22 protein-coding genes are annotated in these 21,458 nt (G+C 71.5%); 5 read left to right on the top strand and 17 right to left on the bottom strand.

Translation table 11 applies throughout. The annotated features are described in order from the left end of the window. Positions 1 to 19: 19 nt before the first annotated feature. From ABD932_RS37150 to ABD932_RS37090, 13 genes are all read right to left on the bottom strand, one after another. Complete coding sequence (locus tag ABD932_RS37150) at positions 20 to 685, bottom strand: class F sortase (RefSeq protein WP_345019977.1); 666 nt, start codon at positions 683 to 685, stop codon at positions 20 to 22. A gap of 34 nt (positions 686 to 719) precedes the next feature. Further along, positions 720 to 1,319: a hypothetical protein gene (locus tag ABD932_RS37145; protein ID WP_345019976.1), complete on the bottom strand. Its 600-nt coding sequence runs from the start codon at positions 1,317 to 1,319 to the stop codon at positions 720 to 722. 161 nt (positions 1,320 to 1,480) lie between these two features. Continuing rightward, positions 1,481 to 2,260 (bottom strand): HAD-IIA family hydrolase, encoded by a 780-nt coding sequence (locus ABD932_RS37140; protein ID WP_345019975.1) that lies wholly within the window; start codon positions 2,258 to 2,260, stop codon positions 1,481 to 1,483. 82 nt (positions 2,261 to 2,342) lie between these two features. Then, positions 2,343 to 3,881, bottom strand: a complete 1,539-nt coding sequence (locus tag ABD932_RS37135; RefSeq protein WP_345019974.1) for an alkaline phosphatase family protein — start codon at positions 3,879 to 3,881, stop codon at positions 2,343 to 2,345. Between the two features lie 131 nt (positions 3,882 to 4,012). Continuing rightward, on the bottom strand, positions 4,013 to 5,080 hold the full coding sequence (locus ABD932_RS37130) for a 2-aminoethylphosphonate ABC transporter substrate-binding protein (protein WP_345019973.1): 1,068 nt from the start codon (positions 5,078 to 5,080) through the stop codon (positions 4,013 to 4,015). A gap of 66 nt (positions 5,081 to 5,146) precedes the next feature. Further along, positions 5,147 to 5,944 (bottom strand): ABC transporter permease, encoded by a 798-nt coding sequence (locus ABD932_RS37125; protein ID WP_345019972.1) that lies wholly within the window; start codon positions 5,942 to 5,944, stop codon positions 5,147 to 5,149. After that, positions 5,931 to 6,713, bottom strand: a complete 783-nt coding sequence (locus tag ABD932_RS37120) for a 2-aminoethylphosphonate ABC transporter permease subunit (protein ID WP_345019971.1) — start codon at positions 6,711 to 6,713, stop codon at positions 5,931 to 5,933. The genes ABD932_RS37125 and ABD932_RS37120 overlap by 14 nt, the downstream gene beginning before the upstream one ends. Further along, the gene (locus ABD932_RS37115) at positions 6,706 to 7,752 is read right to left on the bottom strand and encodes an ABC transporter ATP-binding protein (RefSeq protein ID WP_345019970.1); all 1,047 of its coding nucleotides are present in this window, start codon (positions 7,750 to 7,752) and stop codon (positions 6,706 to 6,708) included. Before ABD932_RS37115 ends, ABD932_RS37120 begins: the two co-directional genes overlap by 8 nt. Continuing rightward, positions 7,749 to 8,495 (bottom strand): phosphonatase-like hydrolase, encoded by a 747-nt coding sequence (locus ABD932_RS37110; protein WP_345019968.1) that lies wholly within the window; start codon positions 8,493 to 8,495, stop codon positions 7,749 to 7,751. Before ABD932_RS37110 ends, ABD932_RS37115 begins: the two co-directional genes overlap by 4 nt. Beyond that, entirely contained in the window at positions 8,489 to 9,613 is a 1,125-nt protein-coding gene (locus tag ABD932_RS37105) for a TIGR03364 family FAD-dependent oxidoreductase (RefSeq protein ID WP_345019967.1), read from the bottom strand. Before ABD932_RS37105 ends, ABD932_RS37110 begins: the two co-directional genes overlap by 7 nt. 166 nt (positions 9,614 to 9,779) lie before the next feature. Next, positions 9,780 to 10,535, bottom strand: a complete 756-nt coding sequence (locus ABD932_RS37100; protein WP_345019965.1) for a GntR family transcriptional regulator — start codon at positions 10,533 to 10,535, stop codon at positions 9,780 to 9,782. A gap of 96 nt (positions 10,536 to 10,631) precedes the next feature. After that, a complete protein-coding gene (locus ABD932_RS37095) occupies positions 10,632 to 11,417 on the bottom strand; it encodes a hypothetical protein (protein WP_345019963.1) in 786 nt (261 codons plus the stop codon). Positions 11,418 to 11,734: 317 nt separating this feature from the next. After that, the gene (locus tag ABD932_RS37090) at positions 11,735 to 12,988 is read right to left on the bottom strand and encodes an ROK family transcriptional regulator (RefSeq protein ID WP_425587574.1); all 1,254 of its coding nucleotides are present in this window, start codon (positions 12,986 to 12,988) and stop codon (positions 11,735 to 11,737) included. 48 nt (positions 12,989 to 13,036) lie between these two features. Here ABD932_RS37090 and ABD932_RS37085 point away from each other — a divergent pair, with 48 nt between their 5' ends. Both ABD932_RS37085 and ABD932_RS37080 read left to right on the top strand, forming a co-directional pair. Continuing rightward, complete coding sequence (locus ABD932_RS37085; RefSeq protein WP_345019959.1) at positions 13,037 to 14,110, top strand: Gfo/Idh/MocA family protein; 1,074 nt, start codon at positions 13,037 to 13,039, stop codon at positions 14,108 to 14,110. Beyond that, entirely contained in the window at positions 14,110 to 14,628 is a 519-nt protein-coding gene (locus tag ABD932_RS37080; protein WP_345019957.1) for a heme-degrading domain-containing protein, read from the top strand. The genes ABD932_RS37085 and ABD932_RS37080 overlap by 1 nt, the downstream gene beginning before the upstream one ends. A gap of 90 nt (positions 14,629 to 14,718) precedes the next feature. Here ABD932_RS37080 and ABD932_RS37075 read toward each other — a convergent pair whose 3' ends face one another. The 4 genes from ABD932_RS37075 to ABD932_RS37060 all read right to left on the bottom strand — a co-directional run bounded on the left by ABD932_RS37075 (position 14,719) and on the right by ABD932_RS37060 (position 17,873). Beyond that, positions 14,719 to 15,576, bottom strand: coding sequence for a fumarylacetoacetate hydrolase family protein (locus tag ABD932_RS37075; protein WP_345019955.1), 858 nt, complete (start codon positions 15,574 to 15,576; stop codon positions 14,719 to 14,721). 229 nt (positions 15,577 to 15,805) lie between these two features. Then, complete coding sequence (locus ABD932_RS37070; protein ID WP_345019954.1) at positions 15,806 to 16,528, bottom strand: YidC/Oxa1 family membrane protein insertase; 723 nt, start codon at positions 16,526 to 16,528, stop codon at positions 15,806 to 15,808. A 124-nt stretch (positions 16,529 to 16,652) separates the two neighbouring features. After that, on the bottom strand, positions 16,653 to 16,964 hold the full coding sequence (locus tag ABD932_RS37065; protein WP_345019953.1) for a DUF6412 domain-containing protein: 312 nt from the start codon (positions 16,962 to 16,964) through the stop codon (positions 16,653 to 16,655). Positions 16,965 to 17,069: 105 nt separating this feature from the next. Next, the gene (locus ABD932_RS37060; protein WP_345019951.1) at positions 17,070 to 17,873 is read right to left on the bottom strand and encodes a class E sortase; all 804 of its coding nucleotides are present in this window, start codon (positions 17,871 to 17,873) and stop codon (positions 17,070 to 17,072) included. A gap of 276 nt (positions 17,874 to 18,149) precedes the next feature. Here ABD932_RS37060 and ABD932_RS37055 point away from each other — a divergent pair, with 276 nt between their 5' ends. The 3 genes from ABD932_RS37055 (at position 18,150) to ABD932_RS37045 (ending at position 21,260) form a co-directional block, all read left to right on the top strand. Then, positions 18,150 to 19,622, top strand: coding sequence for a glycoside hydrolase (locus tag ABD932_RS37055; RefSeq protein WP_345019950.1), 1,473 nt, complete (start codon positions 18,150 to 18,152; stop codon positions 19,620 to 19,622). A 50-nt stretch (positions 19,623 to 19,672) separates the two neighbouring features. After that, complete coding sequence (locus tag ABD932_RS37050; RefSeq protein WP_345019948.1) at positions 19,673 to 20,095, top strand: hypothetical protein; 423 nt, start codon at positions 19,673 to 19,675, stop codon at positions 20,093 to 20,095. A gap of 142 nt (positions 20,096 to 20,237) precedes the next feature. After that, positions 20,238 to 21,260: an SEC-C domain-containing protein gene (locus ABD932_RS37045; protein ID WP_345019946.1), complete on the top strand. Its 1,023-nt coding sequence runs from the start codon at positions 20,238 to 20,240 to the stop codon at positions 21,258 to 21,260. Positions 21,261 to 21,458: the final 198 nt, after the last annotated feature.

Here is a 21,458-nt window from a genome sequence, read left to right as displayed (position 1 = left end):
GTGGGGGCACATCGCCACGTCACAGCCCCGTGCCCGTGAGGTACGCCGACACGATCACGTTCGCCGTGTAGCTGCGGGTCGTGCGGTCGAAGGTGCCGCCGCAGGTGATCAGCCGGAGTTCGGCGCGGCCGTCGTGGCGGGCTCCGTAGGCCTGGTGGGCGTCGAAGCGGTCGCGGGCCACGACGCGTACGTTCTCCACGGTGAACTCGGCAACCGTGCCGTCGTCGCGGAGCACGCGCACCGTGGCGCCCGGCTTCAGCGCGCCGATCCGGTGGAAGACGGCCGGCCGGGTCCGGGTGTCGACGTGCCCCACCATCAGCGCGGCCCCGGCGGCCCCCGGCTTCACCCCGGCCGCGTACCACCCGACGTCACCGGCCCGCTCGTAGGGCGGTGCGTCGATGGCGCCCCGCGGATCGAGCCCCGTGGCGACGACCGGTGCCTGCACGTCGAGCCCCGGGATGTCGAGGCGCTGCGGCAACGCCTCCCCGAGCGGCCGGGCGGCGGGCGGCAGCCGCACCTGCTGCGGGCGTCCTACCGCGGCGACATCGCCCGACACCGGCGCGGACACGGCCTGCCGTACGTCAGTGAGCTCCCGGCCCCACAGCCACAGCCCGAGCAGCAGCACGGCCCAGGCCACGCCCATCAGAAGGCGACCGCCGTGGGAGGAACGTTCGTCTCCGGACATGGTCAGCGCAGCCCTCCTCGCGGCCGAGCACCGTTCACCGCCGCCCACCCGCCTCCCGGGTGAACGCCTCGCGCTGCTGTCGGCTCCGGCGCGCGCTCCTGAGCGCCACGGCCGTGGCCGCGACGCCGGCGAGGACCAGCCCGGTCACGGTGTGTGCCGTGCCGGGACCGGCCGCGCGGGCGTCCACGACGGCGAGTTGTACGGTGCCCCCGCCGCCGGCCAGCACCGGGGCCACGGGAGAGGCGGGGGCCGACGGCTCCGAGCCCTGCCGTCCGGACCGGTCCGTGCCCTGCGGTACGACGGTGACGTCGCCCTTGGCGGCCGCCTGCCCGCAGGTCACCTTCACGTCGTACGTCCCCGCCCGCAGCGTGGAGCGGACGCGGCTCTCGCCGACGAGGGCGCCGGCGTCGCCGACCGTGAGGCGGGCGTCGGCGACGAACGCCGCGGAGACGGCCGTCGCGGTCTTCCCCGGGCATCCGCTCACCCGCAGCGCGACGTCGCTGCCCGGGTGCGGGGACGACGGGCTGACCGAGACACCCCCGTCCGCCGCTCCGTCCGCCGCATGTGCCGCCGGGATGACGGCCACCGCGCCCAGAGCGGCGATAGCACAGAGAGTGACTCGCAGTGATCCCATCGTGAACCTCCAGTTATCTGGAGGCTCCCCCCGGAGCACGGGCCCCGCATCCTCTGCGGGGCCCGCACTGCTCCGTACGGGTCTTGTTGCGGCCATACGGCCACACGGTGGAGCCGCTGCCGGGCGCGGTCGGATCCCGGTTCAGATTTCGGATGCCGGTTTCAGATCCGGTCGACGAGGTCCGCGATCGAGTCCACGATCTTGGACGGCCGGTACGGGAAGTTCTCGACCTGCTCGGGCCGGGTCAGGCCGGTGAGCACCAGGAACGTCTGCATCCCGGCCTCCATGCCGGCCAGCACGTCGGTGTCCATGCGGTCGCCGATCATGGCGCTGCTCTCGGAGTGGGCGCCGATGGCGTTCAGGCCGGTCCGCATCATCAGCGGGTTCGGCTTGCCCGCGAAGTACGGCTGCTTGCCGGTGGCCTTGGTGATCAGTGCGGCGACGGCGCCGGTCGCGGGCAGCGGGCCCTCGGTCGACGGACCCGTCTCGTCGGGGTTGGTACCGATGAAGCGGGCGCCGCCGTTGATGAGCCGGACGGCCTTGGTCATGGCCTCGAAGGAGTAGGTGCGGGTCTCGCCGAGGACGACGTAGTCCGGGTCGTGGTCGGTGAGGATGTAGCCGATGTCGTGCAGCGCGGTGGTCAGGCCGGCCTCGCCGATGACGTACGCCGAGCCGCCCGGGCGCTGGTCGTCGAGGAACTGGGCGGTGGCCAGCGCCGAGGTCCAGATGTTCTCGATCGGCACTTCCAGGCCCATGCGGTTCAGCCGGGCGTGCAGGTCACGCGGGGTGTACATCGAGTTGTTGGTGAGGACGAGGAAGGGCTTGCCGGAATCGCGCAGCTTCTTGATGAAGGCGTCGGCGCCGGGGATCGGTACGCCTTCGTGGATGAGCACACCGTCCATGTCGGTGAGCCAGGACTCTATGGGCTTGCGGTCTGCCATGTTGCTGTGACTCTCCTGGCCTGTACTGCGTACGGGATGAGCGGGGCGCCGGAACCACGGCGTACCGACGCCCCCAGCGTAATCAGGACTGGCTGATCCTGACCCCGTCGATCACCCAGTACCAGTTGTTGGAACCGGTGTAGTGGAAACGGAAGCACACACTGGAGGCCCCGGCGGGGACGTCGGCGGAAACGGACTGCGGCTGCGAGACGACGTCGGAGGTGTAGCTCTTGACGACGGTGGGCGTCCCGGCGTTGAAGGACACCAGGATCCGGGCGGTCTGGGAGCCCTCCTGCCGGTAGAGGGTCGTGAAGTCCAGCCGCACCCTGGTCTTCCCGGTGACGTCGTACGCCGGTGTGACGAGGGTCGAGTCGTACGGACCGGAGAAGGTCCTGTCCGCCCACTCGTCGGAGTCGGCGACCGCGAACACCCCGCGCGAGCGGACGTTGAGCTCACGCCACTGGTCGCGTTGGGTGCGGGACCAGAACTCGTCGGTGGCGAAGGCCCAGCCGCGCCACTCGGTCGTCCCGCCGGTTCCCATGGCGTTGTTGATGACGGACCAGCCGCTGGGCGGGGTGTGCGTGAAGCCGAGGAGGCCGGCCGGGATGCCGGTCTCGTCGACCCGCGCGGTCAGGGCGGGCCGCAGGGCGTCGAAGGGGTCGGCGGACCGCTCCTGCAGGGGCTTGCCGTCCAGGCCCCAGGCGGGGTCGACGGGGATGCCGAGCTGTGCCAGGACGGTGGGGACGACATCGACCAGGCGGGTGTCGATGGGGCGGGCACCCGCGGCGATGCCGGGCCCGGTGGCGAGGACGAAGGCGCGCCGCTCCTCGACCGTCGAACCCCCGTGGCCGCCCGCGTCCAGGTGACCGTGGTCGGTGGCGACGATGACCGTCCAGCGTTCGGAGGCGTAGCCGGGCCGGGCCTTGATCGCGGCGCGCAGCCGGCCGAGGTAGGTGTCCTGGACGGCGATCTGGTCGAGGTAGGCCTGGCTGCCCGCGCCCAGGTCGTGGCCGACGATGTCGGACTGGCCGAAGTAGACGAAGAGGACGTCCGGGTTCTGGTCGCGGATGATCGCCTCGGTCTCGGCGGCGATGGTGGCGTCGTGGCCGGTGTAGCCGTCGCGGTCGCCGTCGAGGACGAGCTTGGCGTCCGCGCCGGGGGTGACGGTGCCCTGGGTGTCCAGAGGCTTCCAGTCGACGGCCGCGTAGGTGGACAGCGCGGGCCGGATCCGGGCGAGGCGGGCGAGGAGGCCGGGGTAGCGGTCGTACTGCTTGCCGGCGAAGGTGTTGTCCTTGACGCCGTGCTTGTCGGGCCAGACTCCGCTGGAGATGGTGGACCAGCCGGGGCCGGACGAGGTGGCGGCCATCGGGCTCGCGTAGAGCAGCGAGGTGCCGTAGGTGCCCTCGCTCATCATGGCCTTGAGGTGCGGGGCGTTCGCCGCGTCGATGCGGTCGTGCCGCAGGCCGTCCATGCCGACGACGAGAACCTTGTCCTTGCTGGTGCCGTTGGGGAGCGTGGGGACGGCATGGGCCTGGGAGGCGGCGGCGGTGCCCAGGGCCACGGTGGTGGCGGTCGCGGCGGTGCCGGTGAGGACGGTGCGTCGGGAGAGCGGTGATCTCACGTGATCCTCCTGAGACAAGTGTGCGCGGGCACGGCAAGCGCCCCCGGTTGTCGTGCCCAGGGGTGTTGCGCGGGGGAGAAGCGGGGGCGCTGATCGAGGGAAGGGTGGGAGAAGGGCGGTCGGCGTCGGCGTCAGCTGCCGGTGGCCGCCTTCCAGGCCTCGACGTACGACGTCAGGTTCTCGTCGATGTCGTCCCAGTCGGGCTCGAAGACCTCGACGCCGTGCATGATCTTCGCGAGGGCGACGGCGTTGGCATCGGCGTCGGCGCCGGTGGCCTTGACGTCCTGGCGGGCGCTGAAGCCGCCGCCGATCGCGCTGACCTGCTGTTGGGCGCCCTGGCTCAGCATGAAGTCGAGCAGCTTCCTGCCGTTCTCGGTGTGCGGGGCGTCGGTGACGAGGCCGGCGGCGTAGGGCAGGGCGAAGGTCGTGGGCCTGCCGCCTTCTCTCGCCGGGAACCAGATGCCGAGGTTCGGCATGGTCTTGGACTGGGCGAAGTTCATCTGGACATCGCCGTTGGCGACGAGGAGTTCGCCCTTGTCGACCTTGGGGGCCAGCTTGCCGGTGGAGGCGGACGGGCCGACGTTGTTGGACTGGAGCTTGCCGAGGTAGTCCATGGCGGGCTTCTCGCCGCCGAAGTCGTGCATCGCCTTGATGAGGACGGCGGTTCCGTCGCCGGCGACACCCGGCGTGGAGTACTGGAGCTTGTTCTTGTAGGTGCCGTCCAGCAGGTCCTCCCACGTCGTGGGCGGCTGCCGCAGCTCCTTCTTGTTGTAGATGAACCCGAAGTAGTTGTTCACGACCGAGGTCCAGGTGCCGTCGGCGCTCTTGCCTGCGTCGCCGACCTGGTCGGAGCCCTTCGGGGCGTACTTCTGGAGCAGGCCCTTGCCGTCGGCCTGCTGGATGAACGGCGGGAGCGTGACGAGTACGTCGGCCTGCGGGTTGGGCTTCTCCCGGGCGGCGCGCTGCACCATCTCGCCGGAGCCGCCCTCGACGTACTCGACCTTGATGCCGGTCTGCTTCTCGAAGTCCTTGAAGATCCGGTCGTACCAGCCGTCGCCGTTCTCGCCCTTGAGGCCGTCGGCGCTGTAGACGGTGACGACCTTCTCGTCGGAGGCTGCCGAGTTTCCGGCGCAGGCGGACAGGAGCGGGGTGGCGAGGAGGGAGAGGGCTACCGCGAGCTTGAGGCTGTTTCTGGGCATGGCGGGGTGAACTCCTTGCGCGTTGAGGGTTTTTGCGGGCCGGGCGGAGAGCCGGGGCCAGGGGGTTCAGCGGTACGAGGCTCGGGTGCGGACGCGGGAGACGGCGAACAGTGCCAGCAGGGTCGCCGCCATCAGGACGACCGCGAGGGCGGAGCCGGTGAAGAGGGCGCCGCGGTCGGTGGCCGCGTAGATCAGGACGGGGAGCGGGGTCCAGTCGGGCGGGTAGAGCATCATCGTGGCGCTCAACTCGCCCATGGACAGGGCGAGGCAGAGGCCGGCGGCGGCGGTGAGCGACGGCAGGAGAAGGGGGAGCCTGACCCGCCACAGGACGTAGCCGGGCCGGGCTCCGAGGGAGGCGGCGGCCTGTTCGTACGCCGGGTCGAGACGGGCGAGGGCGGCGGACACGGACTGGTGGGCGAAGGCGGTGACCAGGACGGTGTGGGCGAGGATCACGATCTCCCGGGTGCCGTTGAGCAGGAACGGCGGCTTGGAGAAGGCGACCAGGATCGCGAGGCCGACGACCACGGACGGCACGGCGACCGGGAGGACGAACAGCGCGTCCAGGACCCTGCGGTACCGCCGCTTCAACCCGGCCGCCGCGAGCGCCGCCCAGGTCCCGGCGGCCAGGGCGAGCAGGCTCGCGGCGGCGGCCGTCAGGAGGCTGGTGGTCAGGGCCTGGAGGGCCTCGCCGCGGGTGGCGGCGCTGTAGTGCCCGGTCGTGAAGCCGGAAGGCAGCGCGCTCGACCAGTTGGTGGCGAAGGACGCGCCGAGGACGACGAGGAGCGGCAGGGCGAACACGGGCAGGAACAGGACGAGGAACACGGCCCATACGGCCCACTTCGCCCCGCGGCTATGCACCAGCACGACGGCTCACCACCCGGTAGAGGCCGTAGAGGCCCACGGAGATCAGGACGTTGACGACGGCGACCACGCAGGCGCCCGGGTAGTCGGACTCCAGGATCGCCTTGCTGTAGACGAGCATCGGCAGGGTCGTGACGCCTTTCGCGCCGGTGAACAGGACGATCCCGAACTCGTTGAGGCACAGCACCAGCACCAGGCTGCCGCCCGCGGCGAGAGCGGGCAGGGCCTCGGGGAGGATCACGCGACGGACGATGCGCGCCGGGCGGGCCCCCAGCGAACTGGCCGCCTCCAGTTGGGCGGTGTCGAGCTGGGAGAAGGCCGCGAGCAGCGGTCGTACGACGAAGGGCGTGAAGTAGGTGATCTCGGCGAGGAGGACGCCCCAGGGGGTGGTGAGGAACTGGAAGGAACCGATGATGCCGGTCGTGCCGTAGATGAACAGCAGGGCGAGGGTGATGAGGAAGGACGGGAAGGAGAGATAGACGTCGATGAACCTGGCGACCGCCTTCGCCCCGGGAAACGGCACGAAGGCGATGACCAGCGCGAGCGCGAACCCGAGCACCAGACAGCCCACGGTGGAGGCGAGCGCCAGCCAGACGGTGGTCCAGAGCGCGTGCCGGAAGGCTTCCGAGGCGAAGACGTCGGCGTACGGCTGCAGGGAGGTGCCGCCTGTGTCGGGCTGGACGGACTGCTGGAGGACCAGGGCGAGGGGGTAGAGGAAGAGGAGGGTCAGGACGGCGACGGGTGGCACCGTCCACAGCAGCCGCCTAGTCATCGGTGACTCCTGCGGGCAGCAGCGTCGCGTCCTCCGGTGCGAAGTGCAGTGTCACGGAATCCCCGTGCGTGGGCGGGTCCTTCAGCTCGCGTACGTCCGCCATGACCCGGTTGCCGTCCACGTCGACGTAGAGCCGATGGGTGGACCCCCGCCACTGGATCTCGCTCACCATGCCCGCGAGTTGGTTGGGCCCGTCCCCGAGACCGACCAGTTGCGGCCGTACGCACAGTGTGGCCGCCGCTCCCGGAGCCTCCCCCGACACCTTGAGCCGCCGCCCGCCGAAGAAGACCCCCTGCTCCCCCACCGTCACCGGCAACAGGTTCGCGCCGCCCAAGAAGGACGCCGTGAACTCGTCGGCGGGCGCCCGGTACAGCTCCCTGGGCGTCCCGCAGGCACGCAGCCGTGCCCTGTCCATCACGGCGATCCGGTCGCCGAGGGTGAGGGCCTCGACCTGGTCGTGGGTGACGTACAGGATCGTCACGTCGGGCAACTCGCGGTGCAGCCGGGCCAGTTCGGCGAGCATGTCGGAGCGCAGGCGGGCGTCGAGCGCGGAGAGGGGCTCGTCGAGGAGGAGGACATCGGGTCGTATCGCCAACGCGCGGGCGATCGCGACGCGTTGCTGCTGGCCGCCGGAGAGCTCACGGGGACGGCGGCGCGCGTAGGCCGCCATCCCGGTCATCTCCAGCGCCAGGGCCACCCGCTCACGGGTCTCGCCCCGCGCGACCTTCTGGGCCTTCAGCCCGAAGGCGACGTTCTCCTCGACCCGCATGTGCGGGAACAGCGCGTACTGCTGGACGACCATCCCGATGCCCCGCCGGTACGGCGGCAGGTCCGTCACGTCCCGCCCGCCGAGGAACACCCGCCCGGAGGCGGGCCGCACGAACCCGGCGACCGCCCGCAGCGCGGTGGTCTTGCCGGACCCGGACGGCCCGAGCAGCGCCATGACCTCGCCGGGCTCGACGGTGAGGTCGAGGGAATCGAGGACGACGTTGCCGTCGTAGGCGACGGTGACGGAGTCGAAGCGGATGCCGCCGTTCATGTGAGTACTCCGGGCAACTCCGCGACGGAGCCGAGGACATGGGTCGCGCCCGCCGCCCGCAGCGCGTCGGTGCCGTGCGCGCCGGTCAGGACGCCGGCGACGACGCCCGCTCCCGCGCGGGCCCCGCTGAGCATGTCGTACGAGGTGTCGCCGACGACGGCGATCTGCCGGACGTCCTGGGCGGCCGCCGTCCGTAGAAAGGCGGTGAGGACCATGTCCGGGTACGGCCGCCCGCGGCCCCCGGCGTCGGCGGGGCACAGGGTGAGGGGCACCAGGTCCTGCCAGCCGAGCGCGGCGAGGATCGCGTCCTGCGTGGGGCGCGCGAATCCGGTGGTCAGGACGACCGTACGGCCCTGGGCCCGGAGCTCCTCGACGGCCTCGCGCGCACCGGGCAGGGCCGCGACCCGGCCGCCGTCGACGAGTTCGGCGTACGCCGCCTCGAAGGCCTTGTTGGCCTCCTGGGCCTTCGCCTCCTCGCCGAACAGGTGCCGGAAGACGGAGATCTTGGACTCGCCCATGGTGGCGCGGACGTAGTCCAGCATCGAGTCGGGATCGGCGCCGAGGTGGCGTGCGGCCGCCGTGAAGGCCTGCTCGACGAGACCGCCGTCGGCGACGGTCGTGCCGGCCATGTCGAGGACGACGAGCCGGATGTCCTGGGTGTTCTGGGTGTTCTGGGTGCTGTGGATGTCCTGGGTGTTCTGAATGTTGTTGATGTTCTGGATGTCCTTGGGTGCGTCTACCATCCCAGCTCCTCGGCGGTGGTCTCGGCTATCGCGGGCGAGCAGGTCATGCCGCGCCCGCCGGGCCCGGTGACCAGCCACACCCCGTCGCGCACCTGCTGTCGGTGCACGACCCGCCCCGGGTCCGTGCACTGCGCGTACACCCCCGCCCAGCGGCGCAGGATCCTCGGCAGCGGGCGGCCGAGGAGGGACTCGACGACCTCGGTGAGGTGGTCGTAGGGGTCCTCGACGGTGTCGAAGGCGAAGGGGTGCTCGTACTCGTGGGTGTCGCCGATGGTCAGCCCGCCGTCGGCGCGCTGGACCATGAGCAGCTGCATACGGTGGGCCGCGGCGGTCTCCGGCTGCGGCTGACCGGCGTTGAGCGCGTCGAGTGCGGTGGAGGCGTACGCCGGGTAGTAGCGGAAGCTGTCCGCGTCGGCGACCGAGGTGGTGAGCGGTTCGCCGAGCGGGGCGGTCTGCATCATCTGCAGGCGTACGCGGCGCACGGGCAGGTCGGGTCCGGCCAGCTCGCGGACCAGGCCGCCGAGCCAGGCGCCCGTGCAGAGGATGACGACGTCGCCGCCGTGCACGTCGCCGTGGTCGTCGCGTACGGCGCGGTGTCCGATGACCTCGCGGACCTCCCTGCCGGGCCGGAAGATGTAGTTGGGGGACTTCAACAGCTCGGCGCGCAGGGCGAGTTGGGCGGTTCGCGGCTCTACGGCCGCGTCGCGCTCGCAGTAGAGGGCGGCGGTGAACTCGCCGCGCAGGGCGGGGTTCAGGGCGCGTGCCTCGTCGCGGGTCAGCAGCTTGCGGCCGCGGGCGGCGGCGTCCTCGCGGGCCGCGGCGGCCTCGGCGACGGCGAGTTCGAGTTCGCCGCGGACGGGGGTCAGGGAGCCGTTCGGACGGAAGCCGAGCCCCGGCACACGGTCCCCGACCTCCTCCCACAACTCCCGTGCCCGCAGGGCGGTTTCCAGCTCCTCGCCGCCCGCACGGCCGCTCACCCAGATCTGCCCGAAGTTGCGCAGCGAGGCGCCGCGAGCCTCCGCCTCGCGCTCGATCTGTACGACCTCGTGGCCGCGTTCCACTGCCTGCCACGCGTGCATGGTGCCCACCACGCCGGCTCCGACGACTATCACTCTCACGACGGCCACGCTCCTCGGGATCGGGGAACCGGAAGGGTCCGGCTGACAACGAGAGCGTGAACTGGCTATCACGTTTGGACTAGACCCGTTATCTGTTTGTGACATTTGAGAGCGGGGTGGAATCGCTTCATTTCCGGACTTTTCAGCCGCGTGGACGCGTGGTGAATCAGCCGCGCAGACGCGTGGTGAAGGAGAACCGGTCGCCGCGGTAGAGGGATCGCACCCGCTCCAGCGGCCGGCCCTCCGAGTCCCTCGACACCCGGTGGATCAGCAGCATCGGGAGGGCGGGCGGAGTGCCGATGAGGAGGGCCTCGCGCGGGGTGGCCAGCACGGTCTCGATGCGCTCGTCGGCGTCACCGAAGGCGATGCCCTGTCCGTGGAGGAAGGCGTAGAAGGAGGAGTCGGGGTCGAAGTCGGCGTCGAGCCGCGGCACCCGGGCCACGGCGACGTAGGTGCTCTCCAGGCCGACCCGCTCGTCGTCGGCGAGCAGGACACGCTCCAGATGCCAGACGGGTTCGCCTCGTTCGAGGCCGGTCTCGGCGGCGAGGGCGGCGGAGCAGGGGAAGCGGTCGAGGGTGACGAGGGTACGGCCGGGGGTGCGCCCCTGGCGCCGTACGCCCTCGGTGTAGCTGGCGAGGGAGAGGGGCTGTTCGAGCTTGGGCCCGGCGACGACCGTGCCCCGCCCCTGCCGCCGCAGCTTGCCCTCGAGGACCAGCTCGCGGATCGCCTGCCGGACGGTCTCGCGGGCGACCTCGTAACTCTCGGAGAGGTCACGCTCGGTGGGGAGCGGGTCGCCCTCGCCGAGTTCGCCGATGAGGACGTCGAGGCGGGCCTTCACCGCGTAGTACTTCGGGATACGGCCGTGCTCGGGGATGCCGTGGCGCACGGGGGCGCCGGGGGCCTGGTCGTTCGGGTAGTCCACGCAGGGATCGTCGCAGACGGGGCGGGGAGATCGGACGGCGGCTTCAGGTGAGGGGCGGCGCGGCCTGAGCGGCGCCCCCAGGTGACGGGCTCGGCCTCAGCGGCGCCTCCGGGCTAGGAGGAATCCGGCGCCGATCAGGAGGAGGGAGACCGTGGCGGCGAGGGCGGCGCCGGGGCCCGAGGCGAGGCCGGTGCGGGCGAGTTCGTCGGCGAAGGTGAGCTGGTTGCGGGCGATGTCGCTGCCGGGGGTCGGCGAGGCGTTCTGGGCGGCGGGGGCGGTCGGGTCGGCCGTACCGGACGGGTCGGTCGCGGCGGCGGTCGGGTCGGCGTCGATGCGGAAGCGGTAGTCGTTGGACTGGCCGACCCAGTCGCCGTCGCCGTCGTGACGCTGGACGACGGCCGCGTTGGCGATGACCTCGTTCGGCGCGGTGTCCGAGGTGAGGGCGAGCCGGACCTTCACGGTGACGGTCCCGCGGGGGCCGACGGTGAAGCCGGGGAAGCCGTCGAAGGCGCCGACGAGTTCGTCCTGGTCGGTGGTCTCGAAGCGGACCGGGTGGGGGCGGGTGTCGTTCCGGCCGCCGTAGAACTCCAGGCGGGGCTGGGACGGCTTGAGGGCGCGTTTGCCGTCGACGAGGACGACCACGGGGTGGATGCCGGTGCAGGTCCGCCCGGTCGTGTTGGTGAGGTCCAGGTACCAGGTGCCGAATCCGCCGCCGGCCGCGTAGGAATCGGGGCCGCCGTGGAGGCGGGTGGTGAGGGGGAAGTCCCGGTCACCGGTGGCGCAGCTGGGCAGCTCCGCCGGGGGGTCCGCGCGCACCGGGGACGCCGCGGCGAGGAGGGCGGCTGCTGCGAGGCAGAGGGAGGCGGGTGTATGCAGTCGCATAAACACATGACCATGCCGGGTGGATACGGCTTTCGGGGGGTGCCATTCCGTACGGCGGAGCAAAGTCCGCTCGATCAGCGGACGCCGGGGCCCTTGCCGGTCAGCCGATGCCGGTCAGCCGATGCCGGTGAGTCCACGCCGGTCAGCCGATGCCGGTGTGCCCACGCCGGTCAGCCGACGCCGGTCGGCCGATGCCGGGGAGCCAACGCCGGGGAGCCCATTGCCAGTCAGCCCACGCCGGTCAATCCACCCCAGGGAGCCCAAGCCAGTCCACCCACGCCGGTCAATCCACCCCGGTCAGCCCACCCGATCCGCCCTCACCCCTCGGCCCGCCCGAACAGCGGCGCCAGCAGCAGCTGGGCCGCCCCTTCGGCGACCCCGCTCCCCGCGCAGCCCTCGTGCCCCCCGCTCTCCCCCTGCCCCTCGCCGGAGGCGACCCGCACCGGAACCGCGTCCCCGCCCGCGCGCCGGGCGCGTTCGTCGAGGACGGCGGCGACCCCGCGTACGAAGGTCTCCGGGGCCGCGGCGACCGTACGGCCGCCCAGCAGGACCAGGTCGACGTCGAGCAGCGCGACCAGGTTCCCGGCCGCGGTGCCGAGCACGCGGGCCGCCTCCGCCAGGTCACCGCGCGCCACCGCGGCCAGGCACAGCGCCTCCACGCAGCCGCGGTTGCCGCACTCGCAGGGCGGGCCGTCCAGCTGGACGACCTGGTGCCCGAACTCCCCCGCGCCCGTACGGACCCCTCGGTGCACCGCTCCCCCGATCACGAGCCCCCCGCCGAGCCCCGCCCCGAAGTGCAGATACGCGAAGGACGCGACGGGCGCGCCCGCGACGGAAGCAGCCGTGCCGGAGGCACCCGCTCCCCCGACCGCGAGCCCGAGGGCGGCCGCGTTGGTGTCCTTGTCGACGACGACCGGCAGCGAGAGCCGCCGCGCGAGCACGTCCCGCAGCGGGAAGCCGTTCCACTCCGGGAACCCGGTGACCCGGTGCAGCACACCCCGCCGATGGTCGAGTGGCCCGGGCAACGCCACCCCGACGCCGAGCACGGCGCCCGACGGGGCTCCCCGTCCGCCCTGACCACCCCCTCCGCCCTGACCACGCCGTCCGCCCCGCCCGCCCTCGGCCACCAACTCCCGCACCTCGCGCACGACCCGCTCGACGACCGTCTCCGCACCGGCTCCGAGATCCAGCGGCGTCCCGCGCCGGGCCACCACGGCACCCGTCAGGTCGCAGAGCACGGCCGTCAGCTCGTCCCGGTCCAGATGCACGCCGACCGCATGCCCGGCCTCCGGCACCAGCCGCAGCACCGTACGCGGCTTGCCCCCCGTCGACGCCCGCCGCCCCGCCTCCGCCGCCAGGCCGTCCTCCCGCAGCCGGGCGGTGATCTTGCTGACCGCCTGTGGGGTGAGGCCGGTGCGCTCGGCGAGTTCGAGCCGGCTGATGCCCTCGGTACCGGCCGTGCGCAGCAGGTCGAGCACGAGCGCGGTGTTGTGACTGCGCAGGGCGCCCAGGTTCACCCCACCGACCGTGCCGCCGACAACATCGCCCTTCGTCCTGTTCACGCCACCCATTGTCCCTGCCGCTTGCACTTTGGCAACAGCGTTGCGAAAGTGGGACTCATGAGTGCTACTCCCCTCCGCGTCGGCCTGATCGGCTACGGCCTCGCCGGCTCCGTCTTCCATGCCCCGCTGATCGCCACCACCGAGGGGCTCGCCCTGGACACGGTGGTCACGTCGAACCCCGAGCGGCAGAAGCAGGCCCGCGCCGAGCACCCGGACGTCACCGTCACCGCCACGCCCGACGAGCTGCTCGCTCGCGCCGCCGACCTCGACCTGGTCGTCATCGCGTCCCCGAACAAGACGCACGTCCCGCTCGCGACCGCCGCACTGAAGGCGGGCCTCCCGGTCGTCGTCGACAAGCCGATCGCCGGCACGGCGGCCGAGGCTCGCGAGCTGGCGGCGCTGGCCGAGGAGCGCGGCCTGCTCCTCTCCGTCTTCCAGAACCGCCGCTGGGACAACGACTTCCTGACCCTCCGCAAGCTCCTGGCCGAGGGCGAGCTGGGCGACGTATGGCGCTTCGAGTCCCGCTTCGAACGCTGGCGGCCCGAACTCAAGGGCGGCTGGCGGGAGTCCGGCGACCCGGCAGAGATCGGAGGTCTGCTGTACGACCTCGGCAGCCATGTCGTCGACCAGGCGCTGGTCCTCTTCGGCCCCGTCACGCAGGTGTACGCCGAGGCGGTCGTCCGCCGCGCCGGCGCCGAGACGGACGACGACACCTTCATCGCCCTCACGCACGCGAGCGGCGTCCGCTCCCACCTGTACGCCTCCGCGACGACCGCCCAGCTCGGCCCCCGCTTCCGGGTGCTGGGCTCGAAGGCGGGTTACGTCAAGTACGGCCTGGACCCGCAGGAGTCGGCGCTGCGGGAGGGACAGCGTCCGGACACGGCGGCCGGCTGGGGTACGGAACCCGAGTCCCTGTGGGGCCGGGTGGGCTCCGGAGAGTCCCCCCTGACGGGCGGCGGCCGCGTCGAACCCACCCTCCCCGGTGACTACCCCGCCTACTATGCGGCCGTGGCACAAGCACTGCTGGACGGCGGCCCCAACCCGGTGACGGCCCTGGAGGCCGCCGCCGCCCTGGACGTACTGGAAGCAGCCGGCCGTTCGGCCCGTGACGGAGTGGCGGTGACGCTGTGATGACACCCGGCAAGACGCACAACCCGGAGATCACCCCCAAGTTCCACCCGGAGCTCACCCCGCCCCTGGAGGAGCTGGAGGCCCAGGAACGCCGCCTGGTCTTCCGCCAGTTCACCTACGAGGACGCCTGGGCCCTGGGCTCCCTGCTGGTCGAGATGGCCCGCGAGCGCCAGGCCCCGGTCGCGATCGACATCCACCGGGCCGGCCAGCAGCTCTTCCACGCGGCCCTGCCCGGCTCCACCCCCGACAACGACGCCTGGATCGCGCGCAAGCGCCGGGTGGTGGAGCGCTACGGCAGCGCCTCGTACATCGTCGGCGCCCGCTTCCGGGCCAAGGGCACGACGTTCGAGGACTCCTCCCGCCTTGACCCCGACACGTACGCGGCGCACGGGGGGTCGTTCCCGATCAACGTCGAGGGCGCCGGGGTCATCGGGTCGGTGACGGTGAGCGGGTTGCCCCAGCTGGAGGACCACAGGTTCGTGGTGGAGGCGCTGGAGGAGTTCTTGGAGAAGCGGTAAGGGCAACGCCTTTGTCTTCAGGGGCACGGGGAACTGCGCGACAAGCCACGACGAAGCCGCGGCCGCCCAAGCACCGCAGCTCCCCGCCCCTCAGGCGTCTTTGAACTCCTGCCGCTGCCGACCAAGCCCCTCGATCTCCAGCTCGACAACATCCCCGCCCCGCAGGAACGGCTTCGGCTCAGGCTGCCCCAGAGCCACCCCCGCCGGCGTACCCGTATTGATCACGTCACCGGGATACAGCGTCATGAACTGGCTGACGTACCGCACGACCTCCGCCACCGGAAAGATCTGCTCCGCCGTCGTCCCGTCCTGCTTCAGCTCGCCGTTGACCCACAGCTTCAGGGAGAGGTTCTGCGGGTCCGCCACCTCGTCCGCCGTCACCAGCCAGGGCCCCAGCGGATTGAACGTCTCGCAGTTCTTGCCCTTGTCCCAGGTCCCGCCCCGCTCGATCTGGAACTCCCGCTCGGACACGTCGTGCGCCACCGCGTACCCGGCGACATGCGCGAGCGCCTCCTCGGCCGACTCCACATACCGGGCCGTACGCCCGATGACGACCGCGAGCTCGACCTCCCAGTCGGTCTTCACCGACCGCCGGGGCACCAGCACCGTGTCGTTCGGCCCGACGACCGTGTCCGCGGCCTTGAAGAAGATGACGGGCTCGGCGGGCGGCTCGGCGCCGGTCTCGCGGGCGTGGTCGTGGTAGTTCAGCCCGATGCACACGATCTTGCCGATCCGCGCGAGGGGCGGTCCTACGCGCAGCCCGGCGGCGTCCAGCGCGGGCAGCTCCCCGGCGTCCGCGGCCGCACGAATCCGCCCCAGCGCCGCGTCGTCGGCGAGCAGCGCTCCGTCGATGTCCGGGACGACACCGGAAAGGTCCCGCAGAACCCCCTCGGCGTCGAGGAGCGCGGGCGTCTCCGCTCCCGCCGTACCGACTCGCAGCAGCTTCATGATCACAATCTCCCTCGATCGCGGGGCGCCCGCCGATGTGTGCAGCCATCGGAGGACTGGTCGATCCTCCAAGGTCCACGGCCAGTCCGCAATACCCGGTTCACGTACTGGACCGTAAGTCCGGGGGAGCCCGCTCCTCCGAAGGGCCGCTCCCTCCGATGGAGCCCGCTCCCCCGAAGGGCCACTCCCTCCGATGGAGCCTGCTCCCCCGAAGGCCCCTGCTCCCGGGTCAGCGATAGAGCACGGCCCGCTCCACCGCGCTCCAGGTCGTGCTGGTGACGACGTACAGCGCGGCGGCCAGCGGCACCACGGCCACGGTGAAGAGCGTGAAGAAGGACATGAACGGCATGACCTTGGTCATGGCTCCCACGGCCCCCATCCCCGGCACCGCCTCGGCGTCGGCCACCGGCACAGCCGGATTCGCGGCCATCATCCGCTTCGTACGGCGATAGTTGAACGCGGCGACGCAGGTCACGACCGCGAACAGCCCGACGTACACAAGCCCCGCGCCCCCGAACGCGCCACCCCCGCCGAGCGCATCCGCCCAGCGGTCGCCGAGGGGCGCGGCGAAGAGCTGGTGGGACAGCAGCTCGTTCGCCTTCCCGCCGATCGTCGTGTTCGAGAACAGGTGGTAGAGGAGGAAGAACGCGGGCAGCTGGAACAGGCTGGGCAGGCACCCGGACAGCGGCGACACCTTCTCCTTGGTGTGCAGCTCCATGACGGCCTTCTGGAGCCGCTCGGGGTTCTTCGCGTGCTTCTTGCGCAGCTCGGCGATCTTCGGCTGCAACTCGGCCCGCGCCTTCTGCCCGCGCGCGGCGGCCCGGGACAGAGGATGCACGAGCAGCCGTACGAGCGCGGTGAACAGGACGATCGCGGCGGCCGCCGCGGAGGCGCCGAACAGCGGGTCGAGCAGGTCGGCCAGCCGCTGAACAAGGTCGGCGAAAACGGACATGGGTGAGCCCTCCGAGGGTCTCGTCGTGCCGGAGTGATGAGGGAAATGCCGGGAATCGGCATGGCGGCATGACGACCCGCACGGGGTCACACGTGTGAGCTGTTCGCTGTTTCCCGCGTGTGCCCTACGCGACGGTCGCCGGGAGGGCGTGCCCGGGTGCCCTGGGCCGTGGCCGGCCCGAGGCGTCAGGGTCGCGTTGAGACAGGAAGGCGGTACGGCGGGCCCGGTCGCGGATGGCCGTACGCACCCGGGTCGGCGCCACGGCGGGCGCGGCACGCGAGGCGAGCAGGGAGCAGACGGCGAACGCGGAACTCGCGGCGGCGGTCGCGGCGAGCGCGACGGTCGCGGAGAGGCTGCCGGTGTCGAGCAGCACGACCTCGAGGAAGAGCAGCACCAGCGCGGCGGTGGGACGCAGACTCGCCCGACTCCGCATCATCGGCCCCCCTCCCCTCGTACGGCTTGTACGGCTTGGCTCATACGGCTCGTTCACCGTGCACGGCGCTCGTTCTGATGTTCACGGCGCGCGTCGCTCGTCCTGATGTTACCGGGGCCGCATGGAGACAAGCTTGCCCCACACCACCAGTCGGTACTTTGACGTGTACTCCGGCGTGCAGGTGGTGAGCGTGAGGTAGTAGCCGGGTTCCGTGTAGCCGTGGCCCGGCTTGACGGTGGAGTGCGGGATCGGCGCGATGACGCTGCCGTCACGGGCGGAGGTCTGCGGCAGGGTCCGGTCGACGGCGTACGTGAATGTCGCGCTCCGCGTCTCGACCCGGACGGTGTCCTCGGGTTCGAGCCGGTTGATGTACCGGAAGGGCTCACCGTGGGTGTTGCGGTGCCCGGCGAGGGCGAAGTTGCCCGCCTGGCCCGGCTGCCCGGTACCGGGGTAGTGGCCTACGTAGCCCTTGTCGAGGACGCCGCCCTTGCCGACGCCCTCGGCGACGGGGACGCGGAGATGGAGGCGGGGGATGGTGAGGATGGCGTAGGCCTGGGACCAGTCCGGGGAGGGGGCAGACCGCTCGGGGGAACCGGTGGACGGGGGCTCGGGCTCGGACGCGGAGTCGGAGTCGGAGGACCCGGCCCCGGATCCGGCCCCGGGCGTGGCCGTCGCCGCCGGTACGGCCGTACGGGAGTCACCGCCTCCCCCGTCCCACGCCCGCTCCAGCGCCCGGACCTCCCGCTCGGCGCCCTCCCTGGCCTCCCGGTTGGTCCACCACACCTGATGAACGACCAGCAGCAGAAGCACGACCCCGACGGTGACGAGCACCTCCCCGCCGCCCCACAGCACCCGCCGCCGCAGGGCACGCCGCCGAAGCCCGCTGTGCTGCACGACGCGAACCCGCACCATCCGTGCGCCTCCTCCACCGGGGCCGCCCGCACGATAAAGGCGTCCCCGCGAGGTCTCCAGACCCATGCGTGACCCATGCGTGCGCGGCCCGTCGGAACCGTCCGCCGTCCGGCACCCCGAACACTTCCTCCACAGGTTTGAGAAAGGGCTGTCGGAACCCTCGACAACCCCACACGCCACACCCGATGCTTCCTGTCGGCATCCAACGGGCCAGGCCACGGAGCCGGTTCGACGACGACACCGCCGACACCGGCCGTTGAACGAAGCGGAGAAGTCATGATGCGACGCAGAACTCTGCTGGCGGCGACAGGCGGCGCCCTCCTCGGCAGCGCCCTGGCGACGGGCACCGCACACGCGGACGCGACGATCGCCGTCAACCCCGGCACGTCGTACGGCACCTGGGAGGGCTGGGGCACCTCCCTGGCCTGGTGGGCCAACGTCTTCGGCAACCGGAACGACTTCGCCGACCTCTTCTTCACCACCAACTCGGTGACCTACAACGGCACGACCCTCCCCGGCCTCGGCCTCAACATCGCCCGCTACAACCTCGGCGCGTCCAGCTGGAACAGCGTGAACGGCGAATCGATGGTCGAGTCGCCGAACCTCCCCGCCTTCAAGCAGATCGAGGGCTTCTGGCAGGACTGGAACAACGAGGACCCCACCTCCTCGGCCTGGGACTGGACGGCGGACGCCAACCAGCGCGCGATGCTGCAGAAGGCGACGCAGCGGGGCGCGACGACCGAGCTCTTCGCCAACTCCCCCATGTGGTGGATGTGTTCCAACCACAACCCGTCCGGCGCGGCCGGCGGCGGCAACAACCTCCAGACCTGGAACTACCGCCAGCACGCCTCCCACCTGGCGGCCACAGCCCTGTACGCCAAGAACAACTGGGGCGTGAACTTCGCGACGGTCGACCCCTTCAACGAGCCGGCCTCCACCTGGTGGACCGCCACCGGCACCCAGGAGGGCTGCCACATGGACCCGGCGGTCCAGGCGGCCGTCCTCCCCTACATGCGCAGCGAGTTGGACAAGCGGGGCCTGACGTCGGTACGGATCTCGGCATCGGACGAGACGAACTACGACACGGCCCGCTCGACGTGGTCCTCCTTCAACTCCTCCACAAAGGCCCTGGTCAGCCAGGTCAACGTGCACGGCTACCAGGGCTCGGGCGGCCGCCGCGACCTGCTCTACACGGACGTGGTGACGACGTCCGGCAAGAAGCTGTGGAACTCGGAGACGGGCGACGGCGACGGCACCGGCCTCACCCTGGCCTCCAACCTCTGCTACGACTTCCGCTGGCTGCACCCGACGGCCTGGTGCTACTGGCAGGTCATGGACCCGACGACGGGCTGGGCGATGATCGCGTACGACGCGAACACCCTCCAGCCGACGACCGTCCAGACCAAGTACTACGTGATGGCCCAGTTCAGCCGTCACATCCGCCCCGGCATGCGCATCCTCGACACGGGCGTGAGCTACGCGGCGGCGGCCTACGACGCGTCGGCCCGCCGCCTGGTGATCGTCGCGGTGAACACCTCCACATCCGCCCAGACCCTCACCTTCGACCTGTCGCGCTTCACGACGGTCTCCGGCGGCTCGGGCGGCCTGGTCCCGCGCTGGAACACGGCGACGACGGGCGGCGACCAATACCGGTCGTACTCGAACACGTTCCTGAGCGGGAAGTCGGTGGCGGTGCCGTTCGCGGCGCAGTCCGTACAGACGTTGCAGATCGACGGGGTGGTGATCTGACGCCTGGGGCGTGACGCAACCGTCGGGGCGTGCGGGACGTCGTGGGTCACGTGACGAAGGCAGCCGGAGAACCGACGAGGGATGAGGGCAGTCAAGGGCAAGAGGGAGAGGCAGAGGAGCGCGGGCGCCGCCCCGGCCTGCTGGCGCCCGCGCTGGCCAACCTGGCCCTCGGCGTGCCCGCGATCATCCCGCTCTACCTCACGTACTGGCTGCTGACGGACTACCTCCCGTCGCCCTGCGACGCCTTCGCACCCGACCCCGCACTGTCGAACTGCGACTACCACACCCTCGATCACGCGCCGGTGATGATGTTCCTGCTGGCGCTGACGGGCATGCTGCTCCTCCTCGCCCTGCTGGCGGTGGACGTCCTGGGCCCACGCCGCCGCGGCGAGGACCGCCCCGGCAGATGGCCGGCCGCGGCGACCCTCGTCCCGGTGCCGTTCCTGGTGCTGCTGTGCCTGGCGAAGACCTGAAGGACACAACGGCACAACCACGCCACCAGCACGGCACAACCACGACACCCTCCGCCGGCCACGTCTTCGACCAGGCAATATCTGCACCCTCATCTCCCCTCTCTTCTCTCCTCCGTCAGCCGTGGGCAGTACGGTGTCCCCCATGCGCCCCGACACGCCTGCCGAAAACGTCGACCACCCCGCCGAAGCGGCACGCCTGGAGCGAACCGCCGGCCGCTACCCCGAGGACGCCGAGGCCCTTCTCCTCCAGGCCGCGGCCCACCTGGAACTGTCCGGCGACCGCCCCGCCGCGACCGCGCTCTACGACAGCCTGCTGTCGTCCGCCGATGGGCTGGAGAACCCCCACCTGGTACGAGCCCTGAAGGCGTCGAACCTCTGGGAGTACGGCCACGAGGCGGAGGCGAGGGCGATCATCGAAGGCGTCCGATCCGCCTCCCCGCGAGACCCGGCGCCATGGGTGATCGTCGCGGAGGCCCTGGAGTCGCACGACGAGCTGGAGCAGGCGCAGGAGACGTTCACCGAAGGAGCCCGCCTCCTCCTGACGGACGTGCCGGAGCCGCCGTACTCCACGCACCCCCTCCTCTTCGGCCGCCACAGGGTCCGCCGGATGCTGGGCCTGCCCCACGACGACTTGGACACCCTGGCCGACACCCTCCACTCCATGCCGATCTCCCTGGACGAACTCCACGACCCCAAGCGCGTCTGGTCCCTGGGCTCGGACAACCCGGCGGAACTGGAGGCGGAGATCTCACGGCTACGGGCCGAACTGGGCGCGTACCGGGAGGCACTGTCCCGCCCGTTCCCGGTGGCGGTGCTGCACTGGACGGTCGCGGAACTGGAGGAACTGGTCGAGGCGTACCCGACCCTGGCCGAGGAGTACCCCTCGCATGAGGAGCACCTCGCGACGATAGAGGCGTCACTACGGGAGCTCTCCGCCTCCGGCACCCCGAACCTGGGGATCGTGACGGGGACGGTGCCGTCGTACGAGGCGTTCGCGGCGTCGGAGGGGGCTTCGCCGGGGGACGCGACGTTGCTGCCGCAGTATGCGACGACGTTGGCGGCGCGGGGGCGGGCTGTGGGGTGGCCTCCGCAGCGGGGTGCGGTTTGCTGGTGCGGTTCGGGACAGCCGTACGGCGCCTGCCACGGGGTGGAACAGCAGGGCTAGGACTGGGCTAGGCCCCTCTGGATCACCGAGCGGACCAGATGAAGATGCCCGCGATGTGCGCTGTGAAGGCCTTCTCAGTGGTGCCGTCGGGCGCCCACTTCCTCAGGCGGATGATCGGGTAACAGCGATTCGATCCGCGCCCACTGGGCGTCAGTCAGCCGCACAGTCAAACCAACGATCAGATGATCCGAAGGAAAC

The sequence above is a fragment of the Streptomyces shaanxiensis genome, assembly GCF_039537145.1.
Lineage (GTDB): Bacteria > Actinomycetota > Actinomycetes > Streptomycetales > Streptomycetaceae > Streptomyces > Streptomyces shaanxiensis.
The sequence above is the reverse complement of the archived record's forward strand: the minus strand, read 5'-3'. Positions and strand labels throughout refer to the sequence as shown.